The 20,890-nt window shown below is 64.5% G+C and carries 16 protein-coding genes; 3 read left to right on the top strand and 13 right to left on the bottom strand.

Annotated elements, in window-relative coordinates; translation table 11 throughout:
• Positions 1–93: 93 nt before the first annotated feature.
• The 4 genes from BHD07_RS27670 to osmF all read right to left on the bottom strand — a co-directional run bounded on the left by BHD07_RS27670 (position 94) and on the right by osmF (position 3,961).
• On the bottom strand, positions 94–831 hold the full coding sequence (locus BHD07_RS27670) for an ABC transporter permease (RefSeq protein ID WP_100670392.1): 738 nt from the start codon (positions 829–831) through the stop codon (positions 94–96).
• Positions 831–1,769, bottom strand: coding sequence for an ABC transporter ATP-binding protein (locus tag BHD07_RS27665; protein ID WP_338283903.1), 939 nt, complete (start codon positions 1,767–1,769; stop codon positions 831–833). The genes BHD07_RS27670 and BHD07_RS27665 overlap by 1 nt, the downstream gene beginning before the upstream one ends.
• Positions 1,766–2,965: an ABC transporter permease gene (locus BHD07_RS27660; RefSeq protein WP_338283902.1), complete on the bottom strand. Its 1,200-nt coding sequence runs from the start codon at positions 2,963–2,965 to the stop codon at positions 1,766–1,768. The genes BHD07_RS27665 and BHD07_RS27660 overlap by 4 nt, the downstream gene beginning before the upstream one ends.
• 78 nt (positions 2,966–3,043) lie before the next feature.
• Positions 3,044–3,961, bottom strand: a complete 918-nt coding sequence (gene osmF / locus BHD07_RS27655; protein WP_324763771.1) for a glycine betaine ABC transporter substrate-binding protein OsmF — start codon at positions 3,959–3,961, stop codon at positions 3,044–3,046.
• A gap of 238 nt (positions 3,962–4,199) precedes the next feature.
• Here osmF and BHD07_RS27650 point away from each other — a divergent pair, with 238 nt between their 5' ends.
• Positions 4,200–5,573 carry an FAD-containing oxidoreductase gene (locus BHD07_RS27650; RefSeq protein ID WP_338283901.1) on the top strand — a complete coding sequence of 458 codons (1,374 nt, stop codon included), beginning with the start codon at positions 4,200–4,202 and terminating at the stop codon, positions 5,571–5,573.
• A gap of 223 nt (positions 5,574–5,796) precedes the next feature.
• On the opposite strand, the gene BHD07_RS27645 is transcribed toward BHD07_RS27650, so the two are convergent.
• The 6 genes from BHD07_RS27645 to BHD07_RS27620 form a co-directional block, all read right to left on the bottom strand.
• Positions 5,797–6,591: a dimethylarginine dimethylaminohydrolase family protein gene (locus tag BHD07_RS27645; RefSeq protein ID WP_338283900.1), complete on the bottom strand. Its 795-nt coding sequence runs from the start codon at positions 6,589–6,591 to the stop codon at positions 5,797–5,799.
• A 32-nt stretch (positions 6,592–6,623) separates the two neighbouring features.
• Positions 6,624–7,052: an OsmC family protein gene (locus tag BHD07_RS27640; RefSeq protein WP_100670402.1), complete on the bottom strand. Its 429-nt coding sequence runs from the start codon at positions 7,050–7,052 to the stop codon at positions 6,624–6,626.
• 19 nt (positions 7,053–7,071) lie between these two features.
• The gene (locus tag BHD07_RS27635; RefSeq protein ID WP_100670404.1) at positions 7,072–7,527 is read right to left on the bottom strand and encodes an RbsD/FucU family protein; all 456 of its coding nucleotides are present in this window, start codon (positions 7,525–7,527) and stop codon (positions 7,072–7,074) included.
• A 124-nt stretch (positions 7,528–7,651) separates the two neighbouring features.
• The gene (locus tag BHD07_RS27630; protein WP_338283899.1) at positions 7,652–10,036 is read right to left on the bottom strand and encodes an aldehyde dehydrogenase family protein; all 2,385 of its coding nucleotides are present in this window, start codon (positions 10,034–10,036) and stop codon (positions 7,652–7,654) included.
• 4 nt (positions 10,037–10,040) lie between these two features.
• Entirely contained in the window at positions 10,041–11,045 is a 1,005-nt protein-coding gene (gene deoC, locus BHD07_RS27625; protein WP_338283898.1) for a deoxyribose-phosphate aldolase, read from the bottom strand.
• Between the two features lie 130 nt (positions 11,046–11,175).
• Positions 11,176–11,919 (bottom strand): DeoR family transcriptional regulator, encoded by a 744-nt coding sequence (locus tag BHD07_RS27620; protein ID WP_338283897.1) that lies wholly within the window; start codon positions 11,917–11,919, stop codon positions 11,176–11,178.
• 263 nt (positions 11,920–12,182) lie between these two features.
• Here BHD07_RS27620 and BHD07_RS27615 point away from each other — a divergent pair, with 263 nt between their 5' ends.
• Positions 12,183–17,630: an alpha-2-macroglobulin family protein gene (locus BHD07_RS27615; RefSeq protein ID WP_338283896.1), complete on the top strand. Its 5,448-nt coding sequence runs from the start codon at positions 12,183–12,185 to the stop codon at positions 17,628–17,630.
• Between the two features lie 8 nt (positions 17,631–17,638).
• Positions 17,639–19,783, top strand: coding sequence for a penicillin-binding protein 1C (gene pbpC, locus BHD07_RS27610; protein WP_338283895.1), 2,145 nt, complete (start codon positions 17,639–17,641; stop codon positions 19,781–19,783).
• A gap of 39 nt (positions 19,784–19,822) precedes the next feature.
• Here pbpC and BHD07_RS27605 read toward each other — a convergent pair whose 3' ends face one another.
• The 3 genes from BHD07_RS27605 to BHD07_RS27595 all read right to left on the bottom strand — a co-directional run bounded on the left by BHD07_RS27605 (position 19,823) and on the right by BHD07_RS27595 (position 20,796).
• The gene (locus tag BHD07_RS27605; protein ID WP_445190504.1) at positions 19,823–20,089 is read right to left on the bottom strand and encodes a DUF982 domain-containing protein; all 267 of its coding nucleotides are present in this window, start codon (positions 20,087–20,089) and stop codon (positions 19,823–19,825) included.
• A 72-nt stretch (positions 20,090–20,161) separates the two neighbouring features.
• Positions 20,162–20,566: a type II toxin-antitoxin system VapC family toxin gene (locus BHD07_RS27600; protein ID WP_100670418.1), complete on the bottom strand. Its 405-nt coding sequence runs from the start codon at positions 20,564–20,566 to the stop codon at positions 20,162–20,164.
• Positions 20,563–20,796, bottom strand: a complete 234-nt coding sequence (locus BHD07_RS27595) for an AbrB/MazE/SpoVT family DNA-binding domain-containing protein (RefSeq protein WP_100670420.1) — start codon at positions 20,794–20,796, stop codon at positions 20,563–20,565. Before BHD07_RS27595 ends, BHD07_RS27600 begins: the two co-directional genes overlap by 4 nt.
• Positions 20,797–20,890 lie beyond the last annotated feature (94 nt).

Genomic DNA, 20,890 nt, shown 5'->3' with positions numbered 1-20,890 from the left:
TGTGAAATTCATTTTCATTCTCAGCCGTCAAGCTTAGCGCACGCGCAAGCAGCGGCCCAACCCATCCCTCAATCCGATTGGACGCGAGGCGCTTCAGATGTGCGCTCGACCGGCGAATGCCCGTTCAAGCCCCTGGAGCGCATCGTGAATGAGGACGGCCAGCGCGCCGACGATCAAGCCGCCCTGGAGGACAAAGGCGAGATTGTTGGACTGAAGTCCTGCTATGATGACCTCGCCAAGCGTCTTGGCCGCGACGGTCGAGCCGATCGTCGCCGTCGCGAGACTGATCACGACGGAAAGGCGGATGCCTGTCAGGATCACCGGCAGCGCCAGCGGAAGTTCGATCCTGAAGAGCCGCTGGCGCCCGGTCATTCCCGAGCCGCGTGCGGCCTCCATCACCGTCGGCGGCAGCGTCGTCAGACCGGTCAGGGCATTTTCGAAGATCGGCAGAAGGCCGTAGAGGAAGAGCGCGATTAGAGTCGGCTTCTCGCCGAAGCCGTAAATCGGGACCGCAAGCGCGAGGACCGCCACCGGCGGGAAAGTCTGGCCGATGTTCACCAGACTGCGCGAGAGCGGCAGAAACTCGGCGCCGGCCTTCCGCGTAACGATGATCGCCAGTGATACGGCGACGAGGGTCGCGGCCACCGTCGCGACGAATACAGTCCGCAAGTGCAGGACCGTCAGCCAGAACAGGCTGCCCTGGTTGTAGATGGCCGGCGCGTTCTCCTGCACCAGAGGTTTAAGCAGCGGTTCGAACCAGGCGGGCTGCAGCAGGAAAGCCAGCAACACGGCGAGCACGGTCAGCCGAAACAGATTGGGCAGCGTGGCCATCACTGCCGCCTCGCCGCACGCTTCACGATCGCTTCGAGCGTGATCTTGCCCAGGATCGCGCCGTCCGCCGCCGCGACCGGCAGTGCCGAGCGGCCCGTCCACAGAAGCTCCGACAGCGCGTCACGCTGGCTGAGAACCTCCGGGACCGGCCGACCCTCGGCCGAGCCGGGCTCCACCGCCTCGCCGACCGTCTCGATGCCCAGGAGCCGGAATGGACGCTCGCTGGCGCCGACCAGCGTCTCGACGAAGGGTGTGGCGGGCCTGACGAGCATTTCGGCGGGCGTGGCATATTGCACCACCTCGCCCTTGTCCATCACCGCGATCCTGTCGGCAAGGTGGAAGGCCTCTTCCATGTCGTGCGTGACGAGGATGATCGTGGTGCCGAAATATTTCTGGATGGCGGCGAGGTCGTCCTGCGCCTTGGCGCGGATGATCGGATCGAGCGCGCCGAAGGGCTCGTCCATCAGGAGCACGTTGGGCTCCGCCGCCAGTGCCCTTGCAACGCCCACCCGCTGCTGCTGCCCGCCGGAAAGCTCGTGGGGGTAGCGCGGTCCGAATTCCGCGGGATCGAGCTGGAACAACTTCAGCAGCTCCTCGACCTTGGCATCGATGCGGGCTTTTTCCCAGCCGAGCAGCGTCGGCACTGTCGCGATGTTCTGCGCGACCGTCCTGTGCGGGAAGAGGCCATGGCCCTGAATGGCGTAGCCGATCCGCCGGCGCAGCTCGAAACCGGGAATCGACCGATTGTCCTCCCCGTCTATCCTGATCGTCCCGGCCGTCGGCTCGACGAGGCGATTGATCATTCTGAGGAGCGTCGTCTTGCCGGAGCCGGAGGTTCCGACGACGACGGTGACCGTATGCGGCGCGACCGTCAGCGACACGTCGCTCACGACTGCCGTATCGGCATAGCGCTTGGTTATTCCCTCGATTTCGATCATGCGGCGTTGCCTCGGCTGCGGTTCGGCATGGTCATCTCGATCAGCGCGTCGAGCACGATTGCGGCTGTAAAGGCCAGTACGACGGTAGGAATGGCACCGAGCAGCACAAGGTCCATCGCCGTCTGACCCACCCCCTGGAAGACGAAAACCCCGAACCCCCGGCCGCCGATAAGGGCGGCGATCGTCGCAAGCCCGATGTTCTGCACCAGCACGATGCGGATGCCGGTCAGGATCACGGGAAAGGCCAGCGGAAACTCGATCGCGACGAGGCGCTGCCGATCCGTCATGCCGATGCCTCGCGCCGCGTCGGTGGCCGCGTGCGGCACGCCGGCAAGCCCGACGACCGTATTCGCGACGACAGGCAGCAGGGAGTAGAGGAAGAGCGCGACGAATGCGGGGGCGGCCCCGATGCCGCGGATGCCGATCGCCGCAGCGCCGGGAACATTCGCCGCGACCCAGCCGAGCGGCGCGATCAGAATGCCGAACAGTGCAATGGAAGGGATCGTCTGGATGGCATTCAGGACATTGAGCACGCCGGCCCGCAACCGTTCGACGCGGTGACAGAGAATGCCGAGCGGCAATCCGACGATGGTCGCCGCGGCAAGCGAGCCGAGCGCCAGCGTCACGTGACGGCCCGCCTCGGTCCAGAACAGTTCGGCGCGGTTGGCATATTCTTTCATGATCGAAAGGTCGTCCCAGCGGCCGGTGACGAGCATTCCTCCAGCGAGGAGGAGGACGCCCGCGAAAACGAGAAGCCGCAGACCAGGCCCCGGGTTGAGGCGGGTCAAGGCGTCCGCGAGCAACAATGAGAAGGCAAAGACCAGGACCCAGAAGCCGGAAGCCGGAGACACGCGTGCAAAGCTGTTGTCGGGCGGCGTCAGGTGATCGGCTGCCACTCCGATCAGAAGAGCGAGAGCTGCCAGCGCAGCCAGTGCCACGCCCATCCGCAAGAGGCGCGGCGTCCTCCCAAACGCGACGGCGGCGCCGGCGACCACGAGGGCGAGGAGCCCGTAGCCGAGCGGCGGCGGAAGTGCCTCCAGGATGGCCCGCGCTTCGCCCTGAATGATCCGGTTTGCACGAAACGTCGCGAAAGGAGCAACGAAAGCGCCATAGAGGACGAGGATCGCGATGATCAGGCCGAGCTTGTCGAAACGGAAGGCCAAGCGTTCCTTTTTCTGGATGATGCCAATCGCCATTCAACCGTCCGTTCGACGCAGGGTGAGGGAGAGCGCGGTCGAAGTCTTATCGGACCAGCGCCCTTCCCCGGCGTCAAGCTATTTCAGGAAGCCGTTCGCCTTCAGGAAGTCCTCGGCAACGGCCTTGGCCGACTCGCCACCGACCTGCACGCGGCCGTTGAGCTCCTGCAGGGTGGTGAGGTCGAGCTTTTCGAAGACGGGCTTCAGGATCTCTTCGATCGCCGGATTTTCCTTGAGAACCGCCTCGCGGATGATCGGCGCCGGCTGATAGACCGGCTGGACGGCCTTGTCATCCTCGAGAACCACGAGACCGGAGGGCGCGATCCCTCCATCGGTGCCGTAGACCATTGCCGCGTTGGCGCCGTTCGTCTGGTTTGCCGCAGCCGCGATGGTCGCGGCGGTATCGCCACCAGAGAGCGTGATGAGCTGTTCCGGTTTCAGCTTGAAGGAATAGGTGGTCTGGAACGCAGGCAGGGCGGCGGCGGAGTTGACGAATTCGGACGAAGCCGCGAGCACGACTTCGCCGCCGTCAGAAACGAATTTGCCGAAATCCGAGAGGGTCTTGAGGTTGTTCTTCTCGGCAACGTCCTTGCGCACCGCGATCGCCCAGGTGTTGTTGGCCGGCGACGGCGTCAGCCAGACGATCTTGTTGGCGTCATAGTCGAGCTTCTTCGCCTCTTCATAGGCTTTCGCCGCATCCTTCCAGGCCGGGTCGTCGGCCTTCTCGAAGAAGAAGGCGGCGTTGCCGGTATATTCGGGATAGATGTCGATCTCGCCGGCGATGATCGCCTTGCGCACGACAGGCGTGGCGCCGAGTTGCACGCGATTCGTCGTCTTGATGTCGTTGGCGTTCAGGACCGAGAGGATGATGTTGCCGAGAACGCCGCCCTCCGTGTCGATCTTCGAGGAAACGACGACGTCGGCCTCGGCAGCCGCGGTGGTGAGTGCAAGCGCAATGGCGGCACCGATCAGTGTCCTGGTGAAGTTCAGTCGCATGATTGTCTCCCTCGGTTTTGGACTCGAATTTTGATCACGCTTTCCGCGCTGCGTCCGGCCAAGACGTTCCATATATGTCAGCTTTCCGGAAAAAATCGAGCTTAAGCTGTCTGCACTTGATATCCGTTCCATGGCGCCCTCCGGATCGGGCGGCGCGCGTCGCCGTCGATGCGCATTGCAATCGGACGTAATGTGGACCACTCTTCCGCCCGGCGCCAGCATCTCCTCGGGGGTTGTCATGAACAAGCATTTCGATGCGATCATCATCGGTGCCGGCCAGGCGGGACCTTCACTCGCCGGACGGCTGTCGGATACGGGCAAGACCGTCGCGCTCATCGAGCGCAAGCTCTTCGGCGGCACCTGCGTCAACACCGGCTGCATGCCGACCAAGGCGATGGTCGCGAGCGCCTATGCGATCCACACGGCCCGGCGCGGAGCCGAATACGGCATGACGACAGGACCCGTCTCGGTCGATTTCGGTCGCGTCATGGCGCGAAAGGAAAAAGTCCGGCTCGATGCCCGCTCAGGCGTCGAAAAGTGGCTCAAGGGTATGAAGAACTGCACCGTCTTCGAGGGCCACGCCCGTTTCGAAGGTCCGCGTGACGTCCGCATCGGCGACGAACTGATTTCGGGGGAGCGGATCTTCGTCAATGTGGGCGGCCGCGCCGCGGTTGCCGATCTGCCGGGCGTGATCGAGATTCCTTATCTCACCAACAGTTCGATCATGGACCTTGACGAGTTGCCTGAACATCTCGTCGTGGTGGGCGGCAGCTATATCGGGCTCGAATTTGCCCAGATGTTCCGCCGCTTCGGCTCCGACGTCACCGTCATCGAAAAGGGCCCGCGGCTGATCGGGCGGGAGGATCCGGAGGTCTCCGACGCGATCCGTGAGATCCTCGAGAACGAGGGCATTCGAATACGGTCGAATGCGGAATGCATCCGCTTCTCGAACCATGCGGACGGCATCGTCGTGGGCGTTGATTGCACGTCGGGCGAGCCCGAGGTGACCGGCTCGCATGTGCTGCTTGCAACCGGCCGCCACCCCAATACGGATGATCTAGGCCTGGACAAGGCGGGCGTGAAAACCGACGAACGGGGCTATATCGAGGTCGACGACAGCCTGCGCACCAATGTTCCCCATATTTTCGCAATGGGCGACTGCAACGGCCGCGGCGCCTTCACGCACACGTCCTATAACGACTTCGAGATCGTTGCCGCCAATCTCATCGACGACGATCCGCGCCGGGTGAGCGACCGCATCCAGACCTACGCCCTCTATATCGACCCGCCGCTCGGCCGCGCCGGCATGACCGAAACCGAGGCCCGCAAGAAAGGTCACAAGCTCCTGATCGGGACGCGCCCCATGACACGGGTCGGCCGCGCGGTCGAAAAGGGCGAGACGCAGGGCTTCATGAAAGTCATCGTCGATGCGGAAACCAAGGACATCCTCGGCGCATCGATTCTCGGAACGGGCGGCGACGAGGCGATCCAGAGCATTCTGGACGTGATGTATGCGAAGAAGCCCTACACGACGATCGCCCGCGCGGTGCATATCCACCCGACCGTATCGGAACTCATCCCCACGGTGTTCGGAGATCTGTCGCCGGCGTAGCGCCGGGGGATTGCCCCTCATCCGCCTGCCGGCCACCTTCTCTCCGCAAGCGGGGCGCAGGGACCCCTGGGTCCCTTCTCATGCTTCAACTCCGCTGGAGAACTGTGGCCGCGCCGCTTGTCCCTTCTCCCCGTTTCGGACGGGGAGAAGGTCGCGGCAGCGGGATGAGGGGCAGCATCCGGCCTGTCGTTCTTGGGTGGAACGCGGTCCTGGCCGGCTCCGGTCAAGCCCTTTCGCTGAACCACCTCAGCGACATGCAGGAAAGCCCCGCGTCGATCTTGCCTATTTCCGTGGTCTTCAAGGGCACGACCCTGTAGCCCGCCTTGTCGAGCATCTCGATCGTCCTGGGAAAATCGGAGCCGACCAAGACCACGTCGTTGACGCGCAGCGCGTTGGCGGCCGGCTCTTCGCCCTCCGGAATGACCATCTGCCGGAACTTCCCGAAGACGCCGGATCGTACAAGACGATCGGTGGAGAGGATCGTCTCGTCGTCGAGGAGCGAGCAGTCGGTCTTGAAATGCAGGACGCCCTCCGGGGTCGCGACGACCTCGCTCTTGCGCCCGAGTTTTTCGAGGCAGGCCTGCAGCGCCGCCGCGCCTGCCTTGTCGGTTCTCGCCGACAGGCCGATCATCACGCTTTCCCGCGTCGTCAGCACGTCGCCGCCGTCCGCATAGCCTTGCGGCAGGTCGAGCACCGTCTCGAACATGTCACGCAGCGTCGGCGCGATTTCCTCGACTTCCTTGACGCGCGTGGCCGCTCCCGGCCGAAGCAGGACCGCCCCCTCTGTGAAGACCAGAGCGGGGTCCTCCACGAAAATCGAGTCCGGAAAGGTGTCGAGCGCCGGCAGGACCGTGACCTTCACGCCGGCATCGCGCATCGCCTCGACATAGGCGTCGTGCTCGGCCTTCACTCCCTCATAGGTGGGGCTGCCGCGATCCTCCGCGCGCAAGCCGTTGACGACCGATCGTGACGGCGAACGCACGATGATGGAATTGAATCGATAAGCCGGACGCGTCATTGCGGACTCTTCTCCCTCAGTTTGACTTTTATTTAAGCCGACACAGTGCTTACAAAATCCGGACTGCCGCGTAACGTGTTGCTGACTGTGCAGATCTCCTCCTCCGCCGCCTCCATGATGGCGTGGCGTACGGTGTCGTCGAATTCGCCCGTGATAACGAAGGCGATGTGGAACCGTGCGACCCGCGACGGTTCGTCATGGGCCTTCTCACCGGTCACCTTGACCGAAACTTCCGCGAGCCGGTCGAGCACGCCGAAACGGCTCGCGGCGATGCGGGCGCTGAGCACCAGACAACTCGCGAGCGATGCATAGAGAAGGTCGAGCGGCCCGAATCCCGGCTGCGAAGGACCGGTGACGATATCGAGTTCGCCGCCGGTCAGCGATCTCACATGCGGAAAGCCGGTGCGGCCGACGACGGCGGTCGCGCCAGTTTCCCGCGTCCTTACCTTGAGCTCGGCCATGGGCGTAACCTCGCGCGGCTCAGACGTTTTCCGGCGGAACGACGCCCTTGGTGAAAAGAAAGCAGCCGTAGAAGCGGGTCTCGCCGGTGGTGATGACGCAATAGGCCTTCTTTGCTTCCTCGTAGAAGGCAAAGCGCTCGATGCCGTACATCGGAGCGGGCTTCCCTTCGGCGCGGTCGATCTCGGCCTGCACCTCCCGCTGCACTGCCGGGACCTCGTCCGGCGCCCCCATGACTTCCATGCGCCCGGCCGAAGGCTGAAGCGGCGTGTCGAGGGGTAGGACTGAAAGGATCGCCCTTGCCGCGCGCGCCGCCGAAACATTATCGATGTGCAGCAGTTTGCCGAGCGTGGTCTGCCGCGCTATGGAATCCGATGGGAAATTGGTATCGGAAATCACCAGCGTGTCGCCATGGCCCATCGATCGCAGCGCATGCAGCACATCGGCATTGAGAGCCGGGTCGATATTCTTGAGCATTCCTGTCCTCCTCCACTGCAAAGCGCGGTCGCATCAGGCCGTTTCTGGCGCGCGCCGTCAACAGCCTGTTGCTCTTTCTCCACGCTTCGATGGGACGACCACCCGCTCATCCAAGAGCGGGATGCTATTCGCCGTAGGGAATCCAGATATTCTTGACGTCGACCGCTCGCCGCAGGAACGCCTGTCCTTCGGCGGCCGAGCGATTCGTCCAGTCGATCGCCCTGCCGTAATCGACGAAGGTACGCTTGAGATTGCCGACGGACAGCTTCTCGACCAGTGTCGAAAGCTCCGGCGAGCCGAACGCCCATAGCGCGTCCACGTCGTTGTGCGCTGCGAGTGCCTTGGCGAGTTCGATCGCAGATCCGGTGACGATATTGATGACGCCCGGCGGCACGTCCGAGGTCTCGAGGACCGAGTAGAAGTCGGTCGCAGCCAGAGGATGCGCTTCGCTCGGCACGGCGACCACCCGGTTTCCGACTGCAATCAGCGGTGCAACGAGACTGACAAGTCCGAGCAGCGGTGCTTCCGGGGGGCAGATAACGCCGACGACGCCTTGCGGTTCGGGCATGGCCAGCGCGACGCCGCGCAAGGGCGGCTGGTGCACGGTGCCCTCATACTTGTCCGCCCAGGCTCCGTAGCTGAAGAGCCGCGCGATCGAAGCTTCGACCTCCGCTCGGGCATTGGCTGCCGAAGCCCCGGTCATGGCGGCGATGCGGTCGGCGAATTCCGCCCCGCGGCTGCTCAGGTTCTCGGCGATGTAATAGAGGATCTGGGCGCGATTATGCGCAGTTGCCGAAGACCAGCCCGTGGCGCCCCGCGCCGCAACGACGGCATTGCGGATATCCTTGCGGTTGCCCTCGCCGACTTCGCCGATCACCTTGCCTTTCGGGGAAAGCACAGGCCGCGAATAGTTCCCGTCCGGCCGAGCCTGCTTGCCGCCGACGAAGAGCTTGGCAGTGCGGTCGAGCGCCGGAACGGCGAAATCACCGGCGGCCTGCTTCGGGGCCGGCAAGCCGTACTCGGCGCGCAGCTTGCGCCCCATCCAGGCCCTCGGCTTCAGATATTCGTAGCAGCCTTCGCGCCCGCCCTCGCGGCCGAAGCCGGACTCGCGCTTTCCGCCGAAGCCGCTCGATGCATCGAAGAGGTTGGTCGCATTGACCCAGACGACGCCGGCCGCAAGCTTGGCGGCAACATGCAGGGCAAGACCGATCGTTTCGCTCCAGACGCTGGCCGCAAGGCCGTAGCGGCTATGATTTGCAAGCTGGATGGCCTCCTCCGGCGTGCGGAAGGTCATCGACACGGCCACCGGCCCGAAGATTTCCTCGGTCGCGACGACGGAAGTCGGCTGGACCCCGGTCAGCAGCGTCGGCCGAAAGAAGCTGCCGCCCTTCGGCAGATCGATCTTCGGCTGATGCATCGAGGCGCCTTCCGCAACACCCTTCGCCACCAGCTCTTCGATGCGCTGGAGCTGCACCGGCGCGACGATCGCCGCCATATCGATCGCCTTGTCGAGCGGATGACCGACGCGGAGCGTTTCCATGCGCCGCTTCAGGCGATCATGAAAGACCGGCGCCACGCCCTCCTGCACCAGAAGGCGTGAACCGGCGCAGCAGACCTGGCCCTGGTTGAACCAGATCGCATCCACGACGCCCTCGACCGCCGCGTCGATATCGGCATCGTCGAAGACGATGAAGGGCGACTTGCCGCCGAGTTCCAGCGTCAGCGACTTGCCGCTCCCTGCCGTCTTCTCGCGGATGAGGCGTCCGACTTCGGTCGAGCCGGTAAAGGCGATCTTGTCGATATCCTCGTGTTCGACGATCAGCGCCCCCGTCTCGCCCTCGCCCGTCACCACGTTCAGCACGCCCGCGGGGAGGCCCGCTGCAGCGGCAAGCTCCGCGAAGAGCAGCGCCGTCAAGGGCGTAAACTCCGCAGGCTTCAGGATGACGGAATTACCGAGCGCCAGCGCCGGGGCAACCTTCCAGGCGAGCATCAGGAAGGGGAAGTTCCAGGGGATGACCTGTCCGACGACGCCCACGGGCACCTGGTCGGCGAATTCCGTCTCCTGCAGCTGTGCCCAGCCGGCATGATGATAGAAGTGGCGAGCGGCGAGCGGAATGTCGATGTCGCGCGTTTCCCGGATCGGCTTGCCGTTGTCGAGCGCTTCGACGACCGCGATCAGGCGCGCATGGCGCTGGATCATTCGTGCGAGTGCATAAAGGTGTCGGGCGCGCGCATGTCCGGAGAGCTTGGCCCACGGGCCTTGCGCCTTGCGCGCCGCCGCCACCGCCGCGTTCACGTCGTCGCGCCCGCCATGTGCGATTTTCGCGAGCAGTTTGCCCGTCGCCGGCTCGAACGTGTCGAACGTCTTGCCGGAAACCGACCCGACAGAGGCGCCGTTGATGAAATGGCCGAACTTGCCTTCATGCCGAGCGAGCCAGGCGCGCGCCTCGGTGTCGGCTTCGGGGGCCGGGCCATAGGACATATCGTCGAAGAAAGTGGCAACGCTCATCTGATTATCCGATCGGGTGTCTGTTGAGGGCCGAATACGCGCCGCTGACATGATGTTCGAGCTGTCGCTCGATATCGGCGAGCAGGCTCGATGCACCGACGCGGAAAAGGTCGGGCTCGAGCCATTCCCGCCCAAGCTCTTCCTTCATGAGGAACTGATAGTTCAGCACGTCCTTCGCGACGGAGATGCCGCCGGCCGGCTTGTAGCCGACCTTGATTCCGGTTCGCTCCTCATAGGCCCGGATCATCCTGAGCATGGCGAGCGTGACGAGCAGGGTCGCGTTCACCCCTTCTTTGCCGGTCGACGTCTTGATGAAGTCGGCGCCCGCCATCATGCAGACGAGCGAAGCCCGCGAAACGTTGCGAAGCGTCTTGAGATCGCCGGTCGCAAGGATGGCCTTGACATGCGCATCTCCACAGGCCGCGCGGAAATCGCGCATTTCGTCGTAGAGCGCCTGCCAATTGCCGGTCAGGACGTGCTCGCGGGTGATGACAATGTCGATTTCCCGAGCACCATCGGCAACCGAGGCTTTGATCTCCCTGAGCTTGACGTCATGGGGAACGAGACCCGCCGGAAAGCCCGTGGACACTGCCGCCACCGGAATTCCGGAACCCTCCAGGGCCTCCACCGCGGTCGAAACGAAGCGATGATAGACACAGATCGCGCCGGTCGTGATACCTCGATCGCCCATGCCGAGCGCTTCGAGAATGTCCTGACGCACCGGCTGGCGAGCCTTGGCGCAGAGGCGTTTTACGCGCTCGGTCGTGTCGTCGCCGTTGAGCGTCGTGAGATCGATGCAGGTGACGGCTTTCAAGAGCCAGGCGGCCTGCGCATCCTTCTTCACGGTGCGCCGGCCAGGCAGCGTCTGAACGCGGCGCTCTGCCGCAGAGAGATTGACGCGCTGATCGAGCACCCAGGACAGGTCGAGCTCGACACCGTCATTGCGCGGCCAGTTGTGGCCCGCGCCGGCGGAGTGCACCGCCGTGCTTCTCAGAGCAAGGTCTTCCAACCGATTTCTCCCCTTCACCCGGACCACCGGCGGCGCGCCTCAAGAGCGAGCACCAGAATGTTAGTTTTCTAACACGATATTTGTTAAACTTTCATCATTTCCACCGCCTGTCAAGGCTCGTTGTGCGCGCTCAAACTTTTCCAGGCGCCGGCGTCAGCACGGTTTCGCCGTCTTCCGTAATAAGCGACCGGAAAGCACCGGGTGGAGCAAAGAAAGCCGCCTTCAGCTTGCCGAGCTTGCTGCTGTCGGCGACGAGGTAATTCTCGCGCGCCAGCGAAATCACCTTCTGCTTGACCGGCACCTCGTGGAAATGAACGCAGGTCGCTCCCCTCGCCGGGTCTATCCCGGCCGCAGAAAGAAAGGCGACATTGATGCCGAGCTGGTCGAGCGTCTCGATGCCGGGCGCACCGGAAAACGAAGCCGACGACGGGTGATAGACGCCGCCCAGCATTACCATGCGGAGATTTTTCTTCCGCGTCAGCCTTTCGGCCGTGTTCAGGGAATAACAGATCGCCGTAATTGCGTAATCGTCCGGTATCAGCTCGACCAGATATTCCAGCGTCGTACCACAATCGATGAAAATCGTCTCATCCGGGCGAATGTGCCGGGCGGCATGAATGCAGGCCTGCCGCTTGGCGGCGGCGTGACTGTCGGCCGCGCGGGCAAGTTCGTAGGGCGCATCGCTCTCGATCTCGGCGGCCGGGACGATATGGCCGCCCAGATATCCGAACAGCCCAGGATGGTCGGCGACATCACGCCGGACGGTCATTTCCGATACGCCGAGCAGCGCCGCCGCCTCTTTCAGATGCACGACGCGCCGCGCCGAAAGCGCGTCGGACAAGGTGGCGATGCGTGTTTCCCTGCGGCTGGCCATGGCTCTTCCAATTTATAAAGAAAGCATTTTGCGCAATGTTAATCTGTGAGAAATATCACAGGACTGCCTCGGCCCGCAAGCGATCCGCCGGGGCGAAGCTGGACGGACGAGCTGGCCTATGGGCTCGTGCTTCAAGGCACACTGGGCGCCGCACAGCCATAGGGTGTCCCCTGAACTCGCCGTTTCCTCGATTGACAACGCCCGGCGAAGGTTGAAAGAGTGATGTACAATCGAAGCGGCCAGCGTCGGGGGGACTTTTGTCTATGCGCGCGTTTCTCGGTCTTTCCACTCTTCTCTTCACACTCGTTTCCCTGGGGATGCCGATCGCAGCGGCCGAGCCGGAACGCCGGATCGAGATTACCAATGATGCCGACTATTTCGGCTTCGATCTGCGCACCGAGCAGAACGTATCGCTCGACCAATGCCAGAGTGCCTGCATCGCCGACCGCTCCTGCAGGGCCTTCACCTACAATCCAAAGGTGAAGTGGTGCTTCCTCAAGTCCGACTTCAACCAGTTGAACACGTTCCCGGGGGCCCTCGCCGGCAAGGTCGTCGAAACCGCCGCGGGCGAAGCCGACATCGGGGCACCGCCGCGCCTTGACTTCGTCTCGGACGACCTCCTTCAGCAGGCGCGCGATGTAAAGGCGAATCTCGTTCTGGCCGACGAGCAGCAGGGTTTCGGGGTCAACGGCCTCATCGAGGCGGCGCGCAGCGAGTTGACGGCCGGCAACTTCGTCGCCTCCCTCCAGGCCTTCCGCGGTGCGCTTGCGGTAACGCCGGATGACAGCGCGTTGTGGCTGGAGGCGGCTGAGGCCGCCAACCGGTTTACGGGCGGCACGGACCTGGCGAGCGAAGCCGCCCTTGCCGCGCTTAACGGCTATCAACTGACGCGGACCGCGCAAAGTCGCGCGCATGCGCTGGCTATTCTCGCCCAGGCGCTCGACAAGCTGCAGAACTATCGTGCCGCGCTCCAGGCCTACAAAGCGAGCCTCGAGCTCGTGCAGGCAAAGTCGGTCGAGACGGCTTATCTCGATCTCAAGGCACGGCAGGGCTTTCGGGTCACCGGCCACACGGTCGATGCAGACAGCGCCAGCCCCCGCGCCTGCGTGCAATTCTCCGAGCCGCTACTGAAGAACGGTCCCGATTATTCCTCCTTCGTAACGCTGGATGGCGCTGCGCCGAAGGCGGTGGAAGCCAAGGGCAGCGAAATCTGCGTCGAAGGCCTGGCGCATGGCAAACGTTACAAACTCGTGCTGAGGCAGGGCCTGCCCTCCTCCGTCGAGGAAGTCATCGAGACCCCCGTCAGCCTCGACGTGTACGTGAAGGACCGCGGGCCGATGGTCCGCTTCACCGGCGACAGCTTCGTTCTGCCTTCGACTGCGCGGCGCGGCATTCCGATCGTCTCGGTCAATACGGAAAGCGCCAAGCTCAAGCTCTACCGTATCGGCGACCGCAACATCTCTTCGCTGGTCACGAGCTCCCAGTTCCTGACCCAGCTCGACGGCTACAGCGAGGAGCGCATCAAGGACGAGAGCGGCGAGCTGGTCTGGCAGGGCAGCATCGACATCGCAACCGAGCTTAACAAGGAAGTGGTGACGAGCTTTCCGGTCGACGAGGCTCTGCCGCAGCGCAAGCCCGGCGTCTACGTGCTGACGGCGAGCTCCGGAACCGGGCTTACACAGGATTGGGACGCCCGCGCCACGCAATGGTTCGTCGTGTCCGACATCGGCATATCGACCTTTGCAGGGACGGATGGGCTTACCGTCTTCGCGCGTTCTCTTGCGAGCGCCAAGCCTCTTGCAGAGGTCGAATTGCAGCTGGTCGCCAAGAACAATGAGGTGCTCGGGACGGCGACGACCGACGCGGAAGGGCGCGCAACCTTTTCCGCCGGACTGATCCGCGGCACGGCCAGCATGACGCCGGCGGCGATCACCGCCCGAAAGGGTAGCGACGACTACGTGTTCCTGGACATGACGCGCGCCGGCTTCGACCTTTCCGACCGAGGCGTCACCGGACGCGCCGCACCGGGTGCGATCGACGTCTTCGCCTGGACGGAACGCGGCATCTATCGCGCGGGCGAAACCGTTCATGCCGCAGCGCTCACCCGCGACGTCAACGGTGCCGTGATCGAGAAGCTGCCGCTGACCTTCGTTTTCCTGCGCCCGGACGGCGTCGAGGACCGCCGCCTCGTCAGCGACGGCGGCAAGCTCGGCGGGCACACGCTCGATCTGCCGGTCCCAGAAAATGCGATGCGCGGCACCTGGACGATGCAGATATTCACCGATCCGAAGGGATCTGCGATCGCCGAGAAGCAGTTCCTCGTCGACGATTTCGTGCCGGACCGCACCGAGTTCGACCTGACGAGCGAAGCAAAGGCGATCGAGGTCGGCACCCCGGTCGAAGTCGCCGTCGATGGACGCTACCTCTACGGCGCACCCGCCGCGGGCCTGACGCTGGAAGGCGAAATTGCCGTCAGGCCGACGCGCCAGAGCGAAGCGTTCAACGGCTATTTCTTCGGCCTCGCCGACGAAGAGGCAAGCGAGGACACGCGCCTGCCGCTGGAAGGTCTGGAGCCGCTCGATGAAAACGGCAAGGCGGTTTTCGACGTCGATCTGACCGAGGTCCCCGGAACGACGCAGCTGCTCAACGCCAGTGTGACGGTTCGCATGCGCGAGGCCGGCGGCCGCGCGGTCGAGCGCACATTGACCCTGCCGGTGAAACCCGAGGGACCGATGATCGGCATCAAGCCGGAGTTCTCCGGAGACCTCGCCGAAAATTCTGTCGGGAAATTCCACGTCATCGCCGTCGACGCGGACGGCACCAGGACCGCGATGCCGGGTCTCCCCTGGAAGCTGATCAGCGTCGAACGGAACTACCAGTGGTATCGCGACGGGACCGCCTGGAAATACGAGCCGGTCGTCTCCACGAAACAGGTGGCGAGCGGCTCGGCCGACGTGACGGAGGACGGGGCTGAAATTTCCGTCCCGGTCGGCTGGGGCCGTTATCGGCTGGAGATCGAGGCGGCAGCCCTTGACGGGCCGGCTTCGAGCGTTGAGTTCGATGCGGGCTGGTATGTCGAGGCCTCCTCGACGGAGACCCCGGACGGGCTGGAGATCGCACTCGACAAGGAGAACTATGCGGTCGGCGAGACGGCGAAGCTCAAGGTATCGCCGCGCTTTGCCGGCGAACTGCTGGTGACTGTCGGCACGGAAACCCTGGTGACGACGAAGACCGCGGCCATTGCCGAAACCGGCGGCGAGGTGGAACTGCCGGTGACGGCCGACTGGGGTGCGGGCACCTATGTCACCGCGACGCTTTACCGCCCGGGCGAAGCGCAGGAGAGCCGCATGCCCATGCGGGCGATCGGCATCAAGTGGCTGGCCGTCGATCCCGCGGATCGAAAGCTCGCCGTCAGCCTGGACGCGCCCGAGAAAACCGAGCCGCGCCGGCCGCTCGATATCGGCCTTCAGGTCCGGGGCGCCGGCGCCAACGAAGACGCCTATGTCACGGTTGCCGCAGTCGATGTCGGCATCCTGAATCTGACGCGCTACGAGGCTCCGGACCCGGACGGATGGTATTTCGGCCAGAGGCGGCTCGGGCTCGAGATGCGCGATCTCTACGGACGATTGATCGACGGCTCGCTCGGCGCGACCGGCCGGCTGCGCACGGGCGGCGACGGCGGACAAATGCCGCTCCAGGGCAGCCCCCCGACCGAAAAGCTCGTCGCCTTCTTCTCGGGCGCCATCAAGCTCGACGCCGAAGGCATGGCGAATGTCCGATTCGACATTCCGCAATTCAACGGAACGGCACGGATCATGGCGGTCGCTTGGACGAAGTCCGGCGTCGGCCATGCCGTGAAGGACGTGGTCATCCGCGATCCGGTCGTCGTGACCGCAAGCCTGCCGAAGTTCCTGGCGCCGGGAGACCGGGCCGACTTGCGGCTCGATATCGCCAACACCGACGGGCCGGCGGGCGATTATCAACTGCAGGTCACGACCAACGGCCCGGTCACCGTCGAACAGACAGCGGCCGAAATGGTGAGCCTCGGCGCCGGCGGCAAATCCGCTCTTACCCTGCCGCTCGCCGGGCAGTATCCGGGAGACGGTCTCGTCACCGTCAGGCTCTCGAACGCCTCGGGCCTGTCGCTGGAGCAGACGCTGAACATTCCTGTCCGCCCTGCAGCCCTGCCGGTCACTCAGCGTCATGTCGTCAATGTCGCCGCCGGCAGCAGTCTCACGGTGGACGAGCAATTGCTCGCCGACAGCCTGCTGCAGGGCGCTTCGGTCAGCCTCAACGTGACGCGTTCGGCCGCCTTCGACGTGCCGGCACTTCTGATGACGCTCGACCGCTATCCCTATGGCTGCGCCGAGCAGACGACGAGCCGCGCCTTGCCGTTGCTCTATCTCAGCGAGCTTGCCAAGCAAGCCGGGCTTGCCGACGACGAGGGCGTCAAAAAGCGCGTGCAGGAGGCGATCTATCGGGTCCTTGCCTATCAATCCTCCACCGGCAGTTTCGGCCTTTGGAGCCCCGGCTCCGGCGATCTCTGGCTCGATGCATACGTCACCGATTTCCTTACCCGCGCGCGGGAGCAGAAATTCGACGTGCCGGAACAATCGATGGTGCAGGCGCTCGAAAACCTGCAAAACGCGCTGAGCTACGAGACCAACGTCAAGGACCGCGGCAACGAGATCGCCTATGCGCTCTATGTCCTGGCGCGCAACCGCAAGGCCGCGATCAGCGATCTGCGTTATTATGCGGACACGATGCTCGGCGATTTCCCGACCCCGCTCGCCAAGGCCCATATCGCCGCGGCGCTCGCGCTCTATGGCGACGCCCGGCGCTCGCAGGATATCTTCGCGGCTGCGGCCAACATGTCGACTGGGCTCGTCAATGTCAGCCTCGCCCGCTCCGACTACGGCTCTTCGCTTCGCGACGGCGCGGCCGTGCTGGCGCTGGCAGCCGAGAGCCGGCCCGTGCCGCCGATCATTCCCGAGCTTTCCAGGGTCATCGCCCGGGAATGGCAGCAGGCGAGATACACGAGCACCCAGGAGCAGACCTGGATGCTCCTGGCCGCACGCGCAATCCAGGGGGGCGACGAAGACATGAGGATCGAGGTCAACGGTGCAGCGCGCACGGGCAGTTACGCCGCCCGCATGACCGGCGATGCGCTGATCGAGCACCCGGTCGTTATCCGCAACGAGGGCACCGACATGGTCTCCGCCGTCGTGACGACGGTGGCGGCGCCAGCCCAGCCGCTCTCGGCCGGCGGCGAAGGCTTTTCCATCGAGCGGAGCTATTACACGCTCGACGGAACGGCGGCTAATGTCAGCGAGGCCCGGCAGAACGAGCGCTATGTCGCGGTGCTGAAGGTGACCGAGAGCAACGACTGGCCGTCCCGGGTGCTTATCACCGACCTCCTGCCCGCCGGATTCGAGATCGACAACCCAAGCCTCGTCGACAGTGCCCAGCTTTCGAATTTCGAATGGATCGGCCAGGTCGAGGCTGCCCATACCGAATTCCGCAGCGACCGCTTCGTGGCCGCCTTCGACCGTTCGGCTGGCGACAACCGCGAAATCACCCTCGCCTATGTCGTACGCGCGGTGACGCCCGGCACATACGACCATCCGGCCGCGAGCGTCGAGGACATGTACCGGCCGCAATTTTCGGCGCGCACGGCGACGGGACGCATGGAGGTGCAGGCAGCCCAGTAGGACGCAGGATGATGTTCTCTCGGCGAAAGTCGAACCGCAAAGGCATTGTGGCAGCAACCCCACGCGACCCATCCAGACGCGGCCGGGCGATCGTCGCCATATCCCTCGTCCTGATCCTGTCCGCTCTCGCAGTCTTCACCCTCGAATGGGCCGACAGGGCCTTTCCGCCGCCGCTCTCCGAGGCCGAAACGGTCTCGGCCGAAGTTCTCGACAGAGACGGCCAGCTCCTGCGCGCCTTCGCGACCAAGGATGGCCTGTGGCGGCTGAAGACGACCGCGCAGGATGTCGACCCGCGCTTCATCGCAATGCTGATCGCCTATGAGGACCAGCGCTTTCGCGAACATCACGGGGTCGATCCGTTGGCGCTCGCTCGTGCCGCGCTGCAGTTCATCACCAGCGGCCATGTCGTTTCCGGCGCTTCCACGCTCTCCATGCAGGTGGCGCGGCTTATCGAGCCGCGGGAGAGACGCACGCTGGCGGCGAAGCTTCGGCAGGTGGCGCGCGCCATCCAGATCGAACGGCGCCTCGGCAAGGACGAGATTCTCGATCTTTATCTGACCCATGCGCCCTATGGCGGCAATCTCGAGGGCGTGCGCGCGGCAAGCCTCGCCTGGTTCGGCAAGGAGCCGCGCCGCCTCTCGGCTGGAGAGGCTGCACTGCTCGTCGCGCTGCCGCAACTGCCGGAAAGGCGCCGGCCCGACCGCAATCTTGCCGCCGCCGAAGCAGCCCGCAAACGCGTGCTCGCGCGCGCCGCTGTCGCCAGGGTCATCGGCGAAGGCGAAGCGGAGCGGGCGGCGATGACCGCCATACCGACGCGCCGGCTGCAGCTTCCCGCCCATGCTGCCCATCTTGCCGAGGCGGCACGACGGAAGGATCCGGCGGGGCGCCGGCATCCGACAACGCTTAACCGCAATATCCAACGGGGCCTCGAAGGCGTCGCCCGCGAAGGTGCTGCAAGGCTCGGTCCCAAAGTGTCGGTCGCCATGGTCATGGCCGATATCAGGACCGGCGAGATCGTCGGCGAAGTTGGCTCGGCCGACTATTTCGACGCAAGCCGCTCGGGCTGGATCGACATGACGCGGATCACCCGCTCCCCCGGATCGACGCTGAAACCCTTCATCTACGGTCTTGCCTTCGAGGAGGGTCTCGTCAGCCAGGAGACGATCATCGAAGACCGGCCGGCGGACTTCTTCGGCTACCGGCCGCGCAATTTCGACATGAGTTATCAGGGCGACGTCAGCGTGCGCGAGGCGCTGCAACTGTCCCTGAACGTGCCGGCGATCCGCCTGCTCGATGCCATCGGTCCGTCGCGCCTGATGGTGCGCTTCCGGCGCGCCGACGTCAGGCCGAAATTGCCGCCGCACGAGGCGCCGGGGCTTGCGATCGGCCTCGGCGGCGTCGGCATCACGCTTCGCGAGCTCGTGCAGCTCTATGCGGGCCTGGCGAACCAGGGCTGGCCGGTGCGCCTCGGCGACGGCATCGAAGGCGTGCCCGGTCCCACCGACGGCGAACCGCTCCTGTCGACGGTCGCCGCCTGGCATGTCGCCGACATACTCTCCGACGTGCTGCCACCGGCGGGAAGCCGCCGGCACGGCATCGCCTATAAGACCGGCACCAGCTACGGCTATCGCGATGCCTGGTCCGTAGGCTTCGACGGCCGCTATGTGCTCGGTGTCTGGGTCGGCCGGGCCGACAATGGCGCCGTCCCCGGCCTGACCGGTTACGGTGCGGCGGCGCCGATTCTCTTCGAAGGATTTGCCAAGGCGGGGATCGCGATAACACCCCTGCCCGGCCCGCCCGCGGGCGCCGTCCGGCTTGTTCAGGCCGATCTGCCGATCAGCCAGCGGCGCTTCTCGGTCACGGCGAACGGGCTGCTTTCGGCCTCGGCCCGTGAAGCGGCGCCGCAGATCGTGTTCCCGCCGGAAGGCGCCCGCGTCGAGCTTGGCGCGCATGGGGACGGCGAGATCACGCCCTTGACGCTGAAGCTCCAGGGCGGCCGGGCGCCCTTTCGCTGGCTTGCCAACGGCCGCCCGCTACCCGACGTGACCCGACGGCGCGTCAGCCAGTGGCTGCCGGATGGCGGCGGCTACTCGACACTCACGGTCATCGATGCGCTGGGGCGTGCCGCCAGCGTACGCGTCTTCGTCCAGTGAAACGAACGGACCCTCCAGGCGACCGCCGGTCCGCCTCCTTTACGCCCTTTGCGCAGCCTTGACGCTATCGCCTTGCGGCTCGCGGGACGGCGATGCCATGACGAGCGGCATGCCTGCTTCAATGCAAGCGGCGATGAAGGCTTCCCGCGCCACTGCCGCCGGCGCCATCCGGTTCAACGCCCGCCGACAGGTCCGCACCGCCCGTTCGTAGCGCTCACCCTTCCTGAGCGGCCACTCGTTTTCCAGGAAGTCGAGGGCCTCGTAAACGGAGGCAAAAGTGTGCGTCAGAACGTTGGAAAAGCGCACGGTGAGAGGGATCGTCCAGGGGATCTGTTGCTGCTAGAGCCCACTTCCGGCGCATCCCCGCGATTAAGCGACTTATCGGTCCGGCGTAATCAACGTTACAGTCGGGAAATGCCTCCGATACCGCCCCGTATCCCTCGTCAACAGATCCAACCGGTCGACGGCGGCATGCGCGCCGATGAAGAAATCCGGCAGGACGCCAGTGCGCTGTCCACCTGCCTTGCGATATTTCAGAAACACCTTGCCAGCCAGAAAAAGCGCCGGCCGCGGCATGGCGGCGATATCGATCCCGGCTTCCGACAAAAACGCATCCAGTCGCTCGATCTGCTCGTAGCGCACCGCAAGTTCGGCATAGACGACATCATTGATCAGAAGCGGCCCGCGCAGCGCCGCGGCTTCGAGTTGCCCGATCGACCAATCCGCCCAGGTCGGATCGTCGGTCACCACATCGAGCAGGACGTTCGTATCGACGAACGTCACTCGTCACCGCGCGTCAGCGCCATGATGGCATCGGTGCTCAAACCCTCCCCGGAATGGCCGCGCAACTTGCTGAAGCGGCTCGCAGGCCGCTTCTCATCCGCCCGCGTCAAAACCACGGTGCCGTCTGCGGCACGCAGAAAATCCACCCGTGTACCCGGCACGATGCCAAGGAAGTCCCGCACCGGCTTCGGGATGGTCACCTGACCTTTTGTCGTCACTGTCGCGCTCATCATCTACCTCGGTAAGGAATGCTCTAATTAAGGTATTACTTTACACGGTCGATTTCAAGAACGGAGCGTGCAAGCATGCGCTCGACGAGTGATA

This window comes from Sinorhizobium sp. KGO-5 (genome assembly GCF_036245905.1).
Lineage (GTDB): Bacteria > Pseudomonadota > Alphaproteobacteria > Rhizobiales > Rhizobiaceae > Sinorhizobium > Sinorhizobium meliloti_A.
Note: the sequence above shows the minus strand (reverse complement) of the source record. Positions and strands in the feature narration are given on the sequence as shown.